The sequence below is a fragment of the Oceanobacillus jordanicus genome (genome assembly GCF_022095695.1).
Taxonomy (GTDB): domain Bacteria; phylum Bacillota; class Bacilli; order Bacillales; family Amphibacillaceae; genus Oceanobacillus_B; species Oceanobacillus_B jordanicus.
The window spans coordinates 42,022-54,153 of the sequence record NZ_JAIFZM010000016.1 but is presented as its reverse complement, the minus strand read 5'-3'; the positions used below and the strand labels follow the sequence as shown (position 1 = coordinate 54,153).

The 12,132-nt window shown below is 40.8% G+C and carries 14 protein-coding genes; 13 read left to right on the top strand and 1 reads right to left on the bottom strand.

What is annotated here, in order from left to right:
* Nucleotides 1-3: 3 nt before the first annotated feature.
* The 11 genes from K3T81_RS16065 (at nt 4) to rsmI (ending at nt 7,653) form a co-directional block, all read left to right on the top strand.
* Nucleotides 4-195: a sigma factor G inhibitor Gin gene (locus K3T81_RS16065; protein ID WP_036578170.1), complete on the top strand. Its 192-nt coding sequence runs from the start codon at nt 4-6 to the stop codon at nt 193-195.
* Nucleotides 196-369: 174 nt separating this feature from the next.
* On the top strand, nt 370-1,800 hold the full coding sequence (locus tag K3T81_RS16060) for an aminotransferase class I/II-fold pyridoxal phosphate-dependent enzyme (RefSeq protein ID WP_238021028.1): 1,431 nt from the start codon (nt 370-372) through the stop codon (nt 1,798-1,800).
* Nucleotide 1,801: 1 nt separating this feature from the next.
* Nucleotides 1,802-2,452, top strand: a complete 651-nt coding sequence (gene tmk / locus K3T81_RS16055; RefSeq protein WP_238021027.1) for a dTMP kinase — start codon at nt 1,802-1,804, stop codon at nt 2,450-2,452.
* A complete protein-coding gene (locus tag K3T81_RS16050) occupies nt 2,452-2,781 on the top strand; it encodes a cyclic-di-AMP receptor (protein WP_036578175.1) in 330 nt (109 codons plus the stop codon). Before tmk ends, K3T81_RS16050 begins: the two co-directional genes overlap by 1 nt.
* A 132-nt stretch (nt 2,782-2,913) precedes the next feature.
* Entirely contained in the window at nt 2,914-3,348 is a 435-nt protein-coding gene (locus tag K3T81_RS16045) for a YaaR family protein (RefSeq protein WP_238021026.1), read from the top strand.
* A gap of 32 nt (nt 3,349-3,380) precedes the next feature.
* On the top strand, nt 3,381-4,370 hold the full coding sequence (holB, locus tag K3T81_RS16040) for a DNA polymerase III subunit delta' (protein ID WP_238021025.1): 990 nt from the start codon (nt 3,381-3,383) through the stop codon (nt 4,368-4,370).
* A gap of 4 nt (nt 4,371-4,374) precedes the next feature.
* On the top strand, nt 4,375-5,199 hold the full coding sequence (locus tag K3T81_RS16035; RefSeq protein ID WP_106895365.1) for a PSP1 domain-containing protein: 825 nt from the start codon (nt 4,375-4,377) through the stop codon (nt 5,197-5,199).
* A 15-nt stretch (nt 5,200-5,214) separates the two neighbouring features.
* Nucleotides 5,215-5,562, top strand: a complete 348-nt coding sequence (gene yabA, locus K3T81_RS16030) for a DNA replication initiation control protein YabA (RefSeq protein ID WP_036578179.1) — start codon at nt 5,215-5,217, stop codon at nt 5,560-5,562.
* Between the two features lie 214 nt (nt 5,563-5,776).
* Nucleotides 5,777-6,517, top strand: coding sequence for a tRNA1(Val) (adenine(37)-N6)-methyltransferase (locus K3T81_RS16025; RefSeq protein ID WP_238021024.1), 741 nt, complete (start codon nt 5,777-5,779; stop codon nt 6,515-6,517).
* Nucleotides 6,510-6,803, top strand: a complete 294-nt coding sequence (locus tag K3T81_RS16020; protein WP_106895367.1) for a GIY-YIG nuclease family protein — start codon at nt 6,510-6,512, stop codon at nt 6,801-6,803. Before K3T81_RS16025 ends, K3T81_RS16020 begins: the two co-directional genes overlap by 8 nt.
* A complete protein-coding gene (gene rsmI, locus K3T81_RS16015) occupies nt 6,781-7,653 on the top strand; it encodes a 16S rRNA (cytidine(1402)-2'-O)-methyltransferase (RefSeq protein ID WP_238021023.1) in 873 nt (290 codons plus the stop codon). The genes K3T81_RS16020 and rsmI overlap by 23 nt, the downstream gene beginning before the upstream one ends.
* A gap of 586 nt (nt 7,654-8,239) precedes the next feature.
* Here rsmI and K3T81_RS16010 read toward each other — a convergent pair.
* The gene (locus K3T81_RS16010; RefSeq protein WP_036578185.1) at nt 8,240-8,518 is read right to left on the bottom strand and encodes an AbrB/MazE/SpoVT family DNA-binding domain-containing protein; all 279 of its coding nucleotides are present in this window, start codon (nt 8,516-8,518) and stop codon (nt 8,240-8,242) included.
* Between the two features lie 551 nt (nt 8,519-9,069).
* On the opposite strand from K3T81_RS16010, the gene metG reads away from it, so the two are divergent.
* Together metG and K3T81_RS16000 are read left to right on the top strand one after the other, a co-directional pair.
* On the top strand, nt 9,070-11,031 hold the full coding sequence (gene metG / locus K3T81_RS16005) for a methionine--tRNA ligase (RefSeq protein ID WP_238021022.1): 1,962 nt from the start codon (nt 9,070-9,072) through the stop codon (nt 11,029-11,031).
* 119 nt (nt 11,032-11,150) lie between these two features.
* Complete coding sequence (locus tag K3T81_RS16000; RefSeq protein WP_106898437.1) at nt 11,151-11,921, top strand: TatD family hydrolase; 771 nt, start codon at nt 11,151-11,153, stop codon at nt 11,919-11,921.
* Nucleotides 11,922-12,132 lie beyond the last annotated feature (211 nt).

The following is a 12,132-nucleotide window of genomic DNA, read 5'->3' as shown; positions in this document are numbered from 1 at the left end:
GAGATGGAACAAACAACATATTCGCAACGATGTGGGATCTGTGAGGAAGAAAAGGCTAGAGGGATCCATTTGTACACGACATTCATTTGTACAGAGTGCGAGCATAATATGATTCATACAGAGCCACGAGAAGAAAAGTACAATTATTATGTGAGAAAATTAAAGAATGCAACCAAACCAAAACTATATTCATAGATACCTAAGTCTTTGCTTTTTGCAGAGACTTTTTTTATTTCCTAATGGTTTAACTAGAGGGGTAATCGTCGTTCCATAAAAACAGGCGCTTGCCATTTTGTTATAGTAAAATAGCATGAACAAATAGAAATGATTTTCGGCCTACATAAACAATAAAAGAAGGAGCATCTCATCATGGATCAGCAATTGACCCCTTTATTCCAAGCATTAAAACAATTCACTAAGAACAGCCCTGTCTCCTTTCATGTGCCAGGGCATAAAAATGGAACCATTTTTCCAGAGAAGGCAAGTGACTTTTATAATGAAATATTAAAATTCGATATGACAGAACTGACTGGACTGGATGACTTGCATGCCCCAGAAGGCCCTATCGCAGAAGCAGAACGTCTTGCTGCAGATTATTTTCAGGCGGAACATACCTACTTCCTTGTTGGAGGGAGTACAGCGGGGAATTTGGCCATGATTATGGCAGCTTGTTCACGCGGGGATAAAGTTATTGTTCAGCGAAACAGCCATAAATCTATTATGAATGGTTTAGAGTTAAGGGGAGCTAATCCGATTTTTATTTCTCCCGCATATGAGGAAAGTGTCGGTCGCTTCACCAACCCCGAGCAAGATACATTACAAGAAGCTTTGAAAAGACATCCAGATGCGAAGGCAGTGGTGCTGACATACCCTGATTATTTCGGAGGAACGTACCCCTTAAAAGAGATGATTGAACTTGCACATGATTATCAAATCCCTGTACTCGTAGATGAGGCGCATGGCGTGCATTTTTCTCTAGGTAACCCTTTTCCTGCTTCCGCTATTAGCTTAGGAGCAGATGTTGTTGTTCAATCGGCACACAAGATGGCACCAGCCATGACGATGGCATCCTTCCTGCATCACAACTCTTCCTTGGTGTCGCGAGGGAGATTATCTCATTACTTGCAACTCTTGCAATCAAGTAGCCCATCCTACCCGTTGATGGCCTCACTAGATATTGCAAGAGCATTTCTAGCGACTATGCCCAGAGAAAATGTGGACGCTGTTATGAAAAGTGTCCAAGAAGTAAAGAGACTATTTGGGGATTCGGAAAACTGGTCCATTGTCCCTGCAGAGGATCCATTAAAAATAACGTTACACGTGAAACATTCTGCCAATGAAGTAGCAAAACTGTTTGAAGAACAAAATATTTACCCAGAGCTTCAAACAGACAATCAAATTTTATTTATTCACGGGCTGTCTCCTTTTAGTCAAACAGGAACATTGAAAAAAGCAATAAAAACAGTGAATGAGCAATTAAAAAATAGTCGAATGCATGATACAATAGATATAGTACCGTTTTTAACGGGGCTTGAATCCATAACAGAGCTGGCTATTCCTTATGCAAAAATGGATCAGTTGGAAACAAGGCATGTGCCTATCACCGAGGCAGCGGGACATATAGCGGCAGAGGCCGTTATCCCATATCCGCCGGGAATACCGCTTATACTTAAGGGAGAGCGTATTAAAGAGAAACAGCTTGAACATATAACGCAACTCCAGGGTAATGGAGTGCGATTGCAACAAAGGGACCCTGAAAGAGTAGCTGTCTTTATAGGGTCAACAGAAGGAGAAGAATGACGTGGACGGAATCTTTATAACATTTGAAGGCGGTGAGGGTGCTGGTAAGACCTCTCTTCTTCATCGTATAAGCAAGCATTTACGTGACCAGGGTTATGACGTTCTAGCAACAAGAGAGCCCGGAGGCATTGAGATTGCGGAACAGATCAGGAAGGTTATACTCGATCCTGCCAATACGGAAATGGAAGAGCGCACAGAGGCTTTATTGTATGCAGCCTCTAGACGCCAACATTTAATTGAAAAAGTATTACCTGCTCTCAAAGCGGGGAAAGTAGTACTATGTGATCGTTTCATTGATAGCAGCCTCGCATACCAGGGACATGCTAGAGGATTGGGCATCGATGAAGTATTCTCTATCAATCAATTTGCCATTGGTGACTGTATGCCTGATTTAACTTTATTTTTTGATATAGAGCCAAACAAGGGATTGGCAAGGATCGCGGCGAATAAAGATAGAGAACGAAATCGTCTGGATTTGGAAAATCTCCATTTTCATGAACAGGTTTATGATGCCTATCATATTCTAGTGAAAAGATTTCCTCGCCGAATTCAGGCGATCAATGCGGACCAGCCTATGGAAGCTGTTGAGAATGAGGCGATGGATCGCATTGTCACGTTACTAAAAATAAAGCGTAAAGGGGGTTACGTATAATGAAATTGCTTATCGCTGTCGTTCAGGATAAAGATTCCAATCGTCTAGTAGATGCATTGGGAGAAGAGAACTTTAAAACAACCAAACTCGCTACTACAGGTGGATTCCTAAAAGAAGGTAATACGACGCTTATGATTGGTTGTCAGGACGAGTATATAGACGAAGCATTACAAATTATTAAAGACAATTGCTCTCACCGTGAGCAAATGGTAGCACCCATTTCCCCTATGGGAGGGAATGCTGATTCGTATATTCCGAAGCCAGTTAAAGTTGAAGTTGGTGGCGCAACCGTCTTTATTCTGCCAATCGAGTCGTTCTATCAATTTTAGAAAGCTCTCGTCTTAGATATACAATGAGGGAAAGGCGGCCAGCAGATATGAAATGTTGATGCTGGTCGTCCTTATTCTTAAGATATTGTTCAAACACGCATTCCAAGGAAAATCGTTTAAGGGACTGATTTTATGAAAATTGGCCAGGAAATACGGACACAAACAGAGCCGAATTATACCAGGACGAATGTAGTCGAATCTAATTCGTTTCAAAAAAACCTGCGGTCCCAAACTCAAAGCCTGAAACAGCAGGAACTACAGCAATTAATGAAAAATATAACGCTTCAGGGAAATAAGCTAGCGCGGTTTCGGTCCTTTCGTGATCTTGCAAAGTTTAGGCGAATGGTGAAAAGCTTTTTGCAAGAGACCGTGTCAAATGGACTTGACCTTGAACATTCTCACAGCTTCAGTCTAGATGGCCAAAGCCGTAAACTGGCTATTGTGAAGCAAGTAGATGAGAAATTATTAGAGCTAACAGAAGAAATAATGAATCGGGAAAAAAAGACAGTAGATATCCTTGGCTTAATCGGAGAAATTAAAGGACTATTGATTAATATATATACGTAACAAGGTATGCCGTAAATGAGGGAGTGAATACAATGATGAACTGGTCTGAAATTGCTGAAGTACAGCCACTGGCTAGCAGAATTATTACCAACAGCATAAAAAAAGACCGTATTTCTCATGCGTATTTGCTTCACGGGGCACGTGGGACAGGTAAAGAAGCAATTGCACAATTGATTGCCAAAAATTTATTTTGTGAAAAGCTGGCAGGGGTAGAACCTTGTAATCAGTGTAATGCATGTAGAAGAATTGCCTCTGGGAACCATCCTGATGTTCATTGGGTAGAACCAGAAGGGAAGTCCATTAAAATAGAGCAGATCCGTAATTTACAGAAGGAATTCAGCTATTCTGGTATGGAATCAACTCGTAAAGTATATGTCATAAAGGGTGCTGAGACGCTTACCGTTAATGCAGCCAACCGTATTTTAAAGTTTTTAGAGGAACCAAGTAAACAAACAACGGCCATCATGCTTACAGAGAATAGCCATGCTATTTTGCCAACCATTCGTTCTAGGTGCCAAATTATTGACTTAAAGCCCCTGAATATTGTTCAATTTGAGCGGAAATTAGTGGAGAATGGCTTGAGTGAAAGTACGGCCAAATTGATGGGGGCCCTAACGAATAATTTGGACGATGCGATCGCTCGAAGCAATGATGAGTGGTTTGCCACTGCTAGAAAGATAGTGGTACAATTGATAGAAATGTTTGCCGATAACCCACAAGACGTTTACTTATTTATTCATAACCATTGGGTGGTACATTTTAAAGAAAGAAACGAGCAAGAAGAAGGACTTGATTTACTGCTATTAGCGTTTAAAGATGTACTTTATTACCATATTGGAAATGAGACGGAGATGGTCTTCTTTACGAATCAGGACCAGTTGCTCGAAAAAGCGGCCCTTTCCTTTTCGCAGGAAGAACTATTAACACATTTAAACACGATTATGCAGGCAAAAAGAAAATTGAAGCAAAATGTTAATCCCACATTAGTGATGGAACAACTTACACTTCATATTCAGAGGTGATTATGTGATAGATGTTATTGGAGTCCGTTTTAAAAAAGCGGGTAAAATATATTATTTTGATCCTGGAGAACATACCATTTCCCTGGACAGTTATGTCATTGTCGAGACAGTGAGAGGAATAGAGTTCGGGAAAGTGGTAATTGCTAAGAAACAAGTGGATGAGGAAGATGTTGTGCTTCCACTGAAACAGGTAATTCGTGTAGCGAACGAAAAGGACAAATTAAACGTTGTGGAAAATCAGGAGCATGCTGAAAAAGCATTTCAAACCTGTTCAGATAAAATAATTCAACATAAGCTTGATATGAATCTAGTAGAGGTAGAATATACATTTGATCGTAATAAAATTATTTTTTATTTTACAGCAGATGGCAGGGTTGATTTCCGTAATCTTGTAAAAGATTTAGCAGCTATGTTTAAAACACGTATTGAACTTAGACAAATAGGTGTGCGTGATGAGGCAAAAATGCTTGGTGGGATTGGTCCATGTGGCAGAATGCTCTGCTGCTCTACTTTTTTAGGTGACTTTGAACCAGTTTCCATTAAGATGGCGAAGGACCAAAACTTATCCCTTAACCCGGCAAAGATCTCCGGGCTATGCGGAAGGCTTATGTGCTGTTTGAAATATGAGAACGACGATTATGAAACGGCCAAGCGTGAACTTCCTGATATTGGGCAATCTATAAAGACACCACATGGTAAAGGGAAAGTAGTCGGTTTAAACATTCTGGAACGACTTATCCAGATCGAAATTCCAGAAAAAGAACGTGTCATTGAATATACTTTAGACGAACTAATTGATGAAGGTATATTAGCGCAAGCCACAGAATAATGGGGTGAGTTAGGCGTGAAGAAGAGACAGATTTTTGACCAGGTATCGGATATGGAGCAGCAAATTGGGGAATTATATGAGCAGCTTGGCGATTTAAAGGGTCGCTTACGTGATTTGCTAGAAGAGAATCACAGGCTTGCTGCAGAGAACCATAATTTACGCAATCATTTGGAACAAACGGATAAGCAGAAAGACACAGAATCAGGTGAGGACAAGCCTTCCAAGAGTTTTCCTGGAGAAGGTTATGATAACCTGGCGAGGCTGTATGAAGAAGGATTTCATATATGTAACCTTGAATTTGGTAGTCCACGGCAAAATGAAGACTGCATCTTTTGCCTCGACTTCCTAAACAAGAAAAAATAACACACAAGAGCGGCTGTCCCAATCACGGGGCAGCCTTTCTTACAAGTTAGGAAAGGATAAAATTTGAGCAAAGGAAGCATAGTCGACGCTGTGAAATTTTAAAGTTCCAAGTATAAGAAACACTTAACATTCCTGCTTTTTAGTAATATTTTAACTTAGCGTAGAAAATACACGAAGACTCCTGCGGGATTTTTTACATAGAAAGGGTAAGACAATGGTAGCGTTATTTGATGATGAACGAATCGATTATTTACTGGCAGATGAGAGTATGAAAATTATCCAGAGCCCAACAGCATTTTCCTTCTCTCTTGATGCCGTACTACTTGCACAATTTGCCTATGTTCCCATTAAACGAGGAGCAATTTTGGATTTATGCACAGGAAATGGGGTAATTCCTCTGCTTTTATCCAGAAGGTCACAGGCAAAAATTACAGGGGTAGAGATACAAGAACGCATTTTCCAAATGGCACAACGAAATATTGAGCTGAACGAACTGGGTGAAAAGTTAGAGGTGCTTCATGCTGATTTAAAGGATGTAGGACCAACTTTGCAACAGAGCAGTTTTGATGTTGTGACATGTAATCCACCTTATTTTAAAACCCCCTCTAAAAATGAACATAACCATAATGAATACCTCACAATTGCTAGGCATGAGGTCTATTGTACGTTAGAAGATGTTGTCAAAGCATGTAAGCTATACGTTCGCCCAGGCGGTAAAGTGGCCATGGTTCACCGTCCGGACAGGCTTGTCGACATTATTGAATTATTCCGGAAGTATAGACTGGAGCCGAAACGGATACAATTGGTTTATCCTAAAAACGGTAAGGAAGCGAACATGCTGCTTGTAGAAGGAACGCGGGATGGGAAGCCAGGCTTAAAATTTCTACCACCCTTGTATATATATAATGAAGACGGTATGTATACGGAAGAAGCGGCGGAGATTATTTATGGATGATGCCAAGCACACGGTTTATATACTAAAATGTAAAGATGGTTCCTTGTACACAGGGTATACTAACAATCTAACAAAACGTCTTCAAATGCATCGAGAAGGCAAGGGTGCTAAGTACACCCGTGGCAGAGGGCCGCTTGAAGTCGTTTATATGGAACGCTTTCCAACAAAGGAACAGGCAATGCAACGAGAGTATCGGATAAAACAACTGCCCCGTAAGGAAAAGGATGTCTTAATACGGGACAGGATGAAAGAAGGGGTGCAAGGTGAAAGTACAAAAGAGCTATGAAGATGGATCGGGCGGAACGCTTTACGTGGTACCTACCCCAATCGGTAACCTGGAAGATATCACATTTCGCGCACTTAGAACATTAAAAGAGGTTGCTGTGATAGCAGCAGAAGATACGAGAAACACGAAAAAGCTAATGAACCATTTTGAAATAAATACACCATTGATTAGTTATCATGAACATAATAAGCTGGGACGGGAGGAGCAACTCCTTCCAAGAATGATTGATGGGGAATCCATTGCGGTAGTAAGTGATGCTGGAATGCCGGCCATTTCCGACCCTGGCTATGAGCTCGTACAGGCCGCCATTGAAAACGACCTACCAGTTGTCGTCCTTCCTGGTGCCAATGCAGCGCTTTGTGCGCTAGTAGGTTCGGGCCTATCTGCCAAAACGTTTCATTTTTACGGCTTTCTGCCAAGGAAAAAGAAGGATAAGGAAGCAGAGCTTGAGCGGTTAAAGGGTCTACAAGACACCTTGCTGTTTTACGAATCTCCTCATAGACTGAAGGACACCTTAAAAGCATTGCGAGACCAGTTGGGGCAAAGGCAAGCTGTGATTGCCAGAGAACTGACAAAGCGTTTCGAAGAATATAGTCGTGGTACAACAGAAGAATTGCTGACATATGTATCTGAAAATCAGCTAAAGGGAGAATGCTGTATTGTGGTGGAAGGTAGTAGTAGTGATATAGAGGAAAACACTGTACTATGGTGGAGCCATCTTCCAGTACGAGATCATGTCACCTATTATATAGAAGAAGAAAATTTTCCGAGTAAAGAGGCGATAAAAAAGGTAGCTTCGGAAAGGCAGATGCCAAAGCGCGACGTTTATCAGACCTATCACATTGATTAAGAGAAAAGCGGAAAGCGCCTGTTTAAAAACGTAGGGACTGGAGTGAATCAACCAAGATAAAGGAATCACGATGAGGAAACGAATCGATGATGACTTATTGTAGGGCGATGTGCGAAGTCACCTAGTTTTTGGCGCTTGGAGCTAGATAAGAGAAAAGTGGAAAGCTTCTACTAGGGAACGCCGACTAAAAACGCTCCGTCCTGGATCAACGTCGGCATGACCCGGATCCTCCGGGCCCACGTAGGGACTGGAGTGAATCAACCAAGATAAAGGAATCACGCCCCTTCAAAAGGGGTGTGTCGGCGTTGGCCGGCAAGGCCGATTTTAGTCGACCTACCTTTATGTGATGAATCAATGATGACTTTCACCCTCCGGGTATAAGTGCGACTAAGCCTCTGGTTAAAACCAGTCGGCAAGTATTCTTTATTGTAGGGCGATGTGCGAAGTCACCTAGTTTTTGGCGCTTGGAGCTAGACAAGAATACCGGAAAGCAATACAAGGAAAAAGGGCTGACGTGCATATGCAAGCGTCAGCCCTTTTTTAAACTTATAATTACCAAGCTTTATAACACTTCTTAAAGAAGCGATTACTTATTAAAACGTGATTGTATTTCGTTCACAAGTTCTTTAGCGCCTTCTTGGCTTAGAACTAGTTTTCCGTTAGCTAAAGAAAGGTTGTCATCCGATACTTCCCCAGTTAGGTGACAAGTCATGTTTGGTTTATACTTTTTAAGGACAATTTTATCGTTGTCCACGTAGATCTCCATTGCATCTTTTTCATGAATATCAAGTGTGCGACGGAGTTCAATAGGGATTACAACACGACCAAGCTCATCGACTTTACGTACAATTCCAGTAGACTTCATTTTTCTCCCCCTCATAGGTTGGAAAGTATCTTCAATCACAATGGGATGTATTGTGTTGAACAAACTTTCCGTAAAATAAATCGCCATATTTCGACATGTTTCTAAGCAATAGAATACCAACGATTTTCACGCCTGTCAATATATATTTACCTAAAAATAAAATTAGTGGGAAAATTTGATAAACCGCCTATAAACTAGCCATTAGGCAAAGTCGTCAACTACTTTGCCTTAACCTAATAAGCAAGTGACTCCATGTACCGAAGGAAAATCAACTTAAAATTATTCGACATAATTCGACAAAATAAACTTTTTTACACGTTCGGAATGTAAAATTTTAGCCAGGGAGCATTTACGATATAGTTAAAATTTTGAAGTACCAAGTATAAGAAATACATACACATTTGGTAAAAGACGAGCGAATGCTAGTTTTTTAATGAAGAATTGAGAACATGGCTATACTGAATCTTGCAAGGGGTTTGGCAAAATACGTAAGAAAAGCTACAATAGGAATAGTTTAATAATAGATGTTAGCAATTGAAGGAGGTAACATAATGCCATCAAATAAAAAGACATTTTATATAACAACGCCAATCTATTATCCAAGTGGTAATTTGCATATTGGGCATGCATATTCGACAGTAGCTGGAGATGCAATTGCCCGTTATAAAAGAATGCGCGGTTATGATGTAATGTATCTAACAGGTGCGGATGAGCACGGGCAGAAAATCCAAAAAAAGGCTGAGGAAAATGGACAGACTCCTCAGGAGTATGTCGATGAAATTGTTGGAGGAATTCAAGAACTTTGGAAAAAGTTAAAGATCTCAAATGATGACTTTATTCGAACTACAGAGGAACGACATAAAAAAGTACTAGCTATGCTATTTGATCAGCTTGTAAAGCAGGGAGATATCTATCTTGATCAATATGAAGGCTGGTATTGTACATCGTGTGAATCCTTTTTCACAGAAAGACAGCTAGACCATGGACATTGTCCTGATTGTGGCGGTTCTGTAGAAAAAGTTAAGGAAGAATCTTATTTCTTTAAAATGAGTAAATACGTTGATCGACTTGTCCAATTCTATGATGAGAATCCGGAGTTTATTCAGCCTGAGAGTCGTAAGAATGAAATGCTGAATAACTTCATAAAACCGGGTCTTGAGGATCTTGCTGTATCAAGAACAACCTTTGATTGGGGAGTTAAGGTTCCAGGAGACCCTAAACATGTTATCTACGTATGGGTTGATGCATTGTTTAATTACATTACAGCACTCGGTTATGGTACAGATGATGAAGGAAAGTACCAAAAATACTGGCCAGCAGATGTACATCTAATGAGTAAGGAGATTGTCAGATTCCATACGATATACTGGCCAATTCTACTGATGGCACTTGATTTGCCATTGCCGAAAAAAGTTTTTGCGCATGGCTGGATCCTGATGAAGGACGGCAAGATGTCAAAATCCAAAGGGAATGTAGTAGACCCAGTAAGTTTGACAGATCGCTATGGTCTAGATGCATTACGTTATTATTTGCTTCGTGAAGTGCCATTTGGTTCAGATGGTGTCTTTACACCAGAAGGGTTTGTGGAAAGAACAAACTATGACTTAGCAAACGATTTAGGGAACTTACTAAACCGTACAATTGCTATGATTACCAAATACTTTGATGGTGAAATCCCTGCTTATAAGGCAAGCGAGACGGAAGTGGATGCATCGCTGGAAGCTTTCGGAAAAGAAACGATTAAAAAAGTAGAGGATGCATTAGAGGACATGCAGTTCTCTGTGGCATTATCGTCCTTGTGGCAGATGATTAGCCGCACAAACAAATATATTGATGAAACAGCGCCATGGGTATTGGCGAAGGATGAATCTCAAAAAGAGCGGCTAGGCAATGTGATGGCACATCTAGCAGAGTATCTGCGTAAGGCTGCTGTTATGCTTCAACCATTCTTAACAGAAGCACCGACTGAAATTTTCCGTCAGTTGAATGTAGCTGACGATTCCTTGCATGAATGGGAAAGTGTCTATGAAGAAGGCAATATCCCTGCAGGAACCAAGGTACAAAAAGGGGAGCCTATCTTCCCTAGACTTGACGTAGAAAAAGAAGTAGCTTCTATTAAAGCGATGATGCAAGGCCCAGCACAGGAAGAAGAGAAAAAGCCTGCCAAACAAGAAGAAGAAGCGAAAGAGCAAATTGCTTTTGATGATTTTATGAAGCTAGATATGCGCGTAGCAGAAGTGGTGAAGGCAGAGCCAGTTAAAAAAGCAGACAAGCTGTTGAAATTGCAACTGGATCTTGGATCAGAAAAGCGCCAAGTCGTTTCTGGTATTGCACAGCATTATAGCCCAGAGGGATTACAAGGTAAAAAAGTAATTTGTGTCACTAATTTAAAACCGGTAAAACTTCGGGGTGAAATGTCTGAAGGTATGATTCTATGTGGGGAAGACGAAGAAGGAAAACTAGTCCTTGCCTCTGTAGAACAAGATTTACCGAATGGCTCCGTTGTAAAATAATAAACAAAAGAGGAAAGGTCAGGTCCCGTTATTGGGAGGTGGCCTTTTCTGTTATCGTAGCATAGCTAATACGATAGCAATGCCAGAAAACTGTTACGTTGTTAAGGAGGATGAAAGAATTGTTGTTTGATACACATGTCCATTTAAATGCCCGACAATTTATGGAGGACCGTGAAGAAACGATCCAACGAGCTTTTGATGCCGGAGTAAAATACATGGTTGTAGTCGGGTTTGACAGTGAAACAATCCCGCTTGCAATCGAAATCGCTGAACAATATGACACGATTTATGCAGCGGTAGGCTGGCACCCCGTTGACGCCATTGACATGACGGAGGACCATTTAAAATGGATTGAGGAATTATCTGCACATCCCAAAGTTGTCGCTATTGGCGAAATGGGCTTGGACTATCACTGGGACAAGTCTCCTAAGGACATTCAGAAAGAAGTATTCCGTAAACAAATCCAACTCGCGAAAAAAGTACAGCTGCCCATTATCATTCATAACAGGGAAGCCACGGAGGATATTATTGAGATATTACAGGAAGAAGATGCTCAAGCCGTTGGCGGTATTATGCACTGTTACAACGATTCAGTGGAATATGTCCAAGCATGCTTAGATATGAATTTTTATATCTCGCTTGGAGGTCCTGTAACATTCAAAAATGCCCCCCTTCCCAAGGAAGTGGCAGTACAGGTGCCAGGGGATAGATTACTTGTGGAAACAGATGCCCCATTTCTTGCTCCACACCCGAACCGGGGAAAGCGAAATGAGCCTGCCTATGTAAAATTGGTTGCAGAGGAAATTGCAGATTTAAGAGGAGTAAGTTTAGAGGAACTTAGTAAACTTACGACACAAAATGCCTTTTCTCTCTTCAAACTCGAATTATGAGGGTTGTAAAACAAATAACATAATATGTTAAAATATAGGAAAAGTATGGAATTATCAAGAGAGCCTGGCCACAAGAGCCAGGCTTTTTTTTATGAAAAGGATAAACAGGATAATCTCTTATATACCAAGGTTTGTGGCTGCTTGTAAGCTTCGTACATCCCATGCCAGATATAGTTGTAATCTAATTGTAACTTAACCGTAATCGGATTTA

What these genes read in the sequence shown, in the direction of transcription:
- K3T81_RS16045 (WP_238021026.1), top strand. Translation starts at nt 2,914, where the DNA reads ATGAAAATTGGCCAGGAAATACGGACACAAACAGAGCCGAATTATACC.
- K3T81_RS16050 (WP_036578175.1), top strand. Translation starts at nt 2,452, where the DNA reads ATGAAATTGCTTATCGCTGTCGTTCAGGATAAAGATTCCAATCGTCTA.
- metG (WP_238021022.1), top strand. Translation starts at nt 9,070, where the DNA reads ATGCCATCAAATAAAAAGACATTTTATATAACAACGCCAATCTATTAT.
- K3T81_RS16060 (WP_238021028.1), top strand. Translation starts at nt 370, where the DNA reads ATGGATCAGCAATTGACCCCTTTATTCCAAGCATTAAAACAATTCACT.
- holB (WP_238021025.1), top strand. Translation starts at nt 3,381, where the DNA reads ATGATGAACTGGTCTGAAATTGCTGAAGTACAGCCACTGGCTAGCAGA.
- K3T81_RS16065 (WP_036578170.1), top strand. Translation starts at nt 4, where the DNA reads ATGGAACAAACAACATATTCGCAACGATGTGGGATCTGTGAGGAAGAA.
- K3T81_RS16010 (WP_036578185.1), bottom strand. Translation starts at nt 8,518, where the DNA reads ATGAAGTCTACTGGAATTGTACGTAAAGTCGATGAGCTTGGTCGTGTT.
- K3T81_RS16020 (WP_106895367.1), top strand. Translation starts at nt 6,510, where the DNA reads ATGGATGATGCCAAGCACACGGTTTATATACTAAAATGTAAAGATGGT.
- K3T81_RS16025 (WP_238021024.1), top strand. Translation starts at nt 5,777, where the DNA reads ATGGTAGCGTTATTTGATGATGAACGAATCGATTATTTACTGGCAGAT.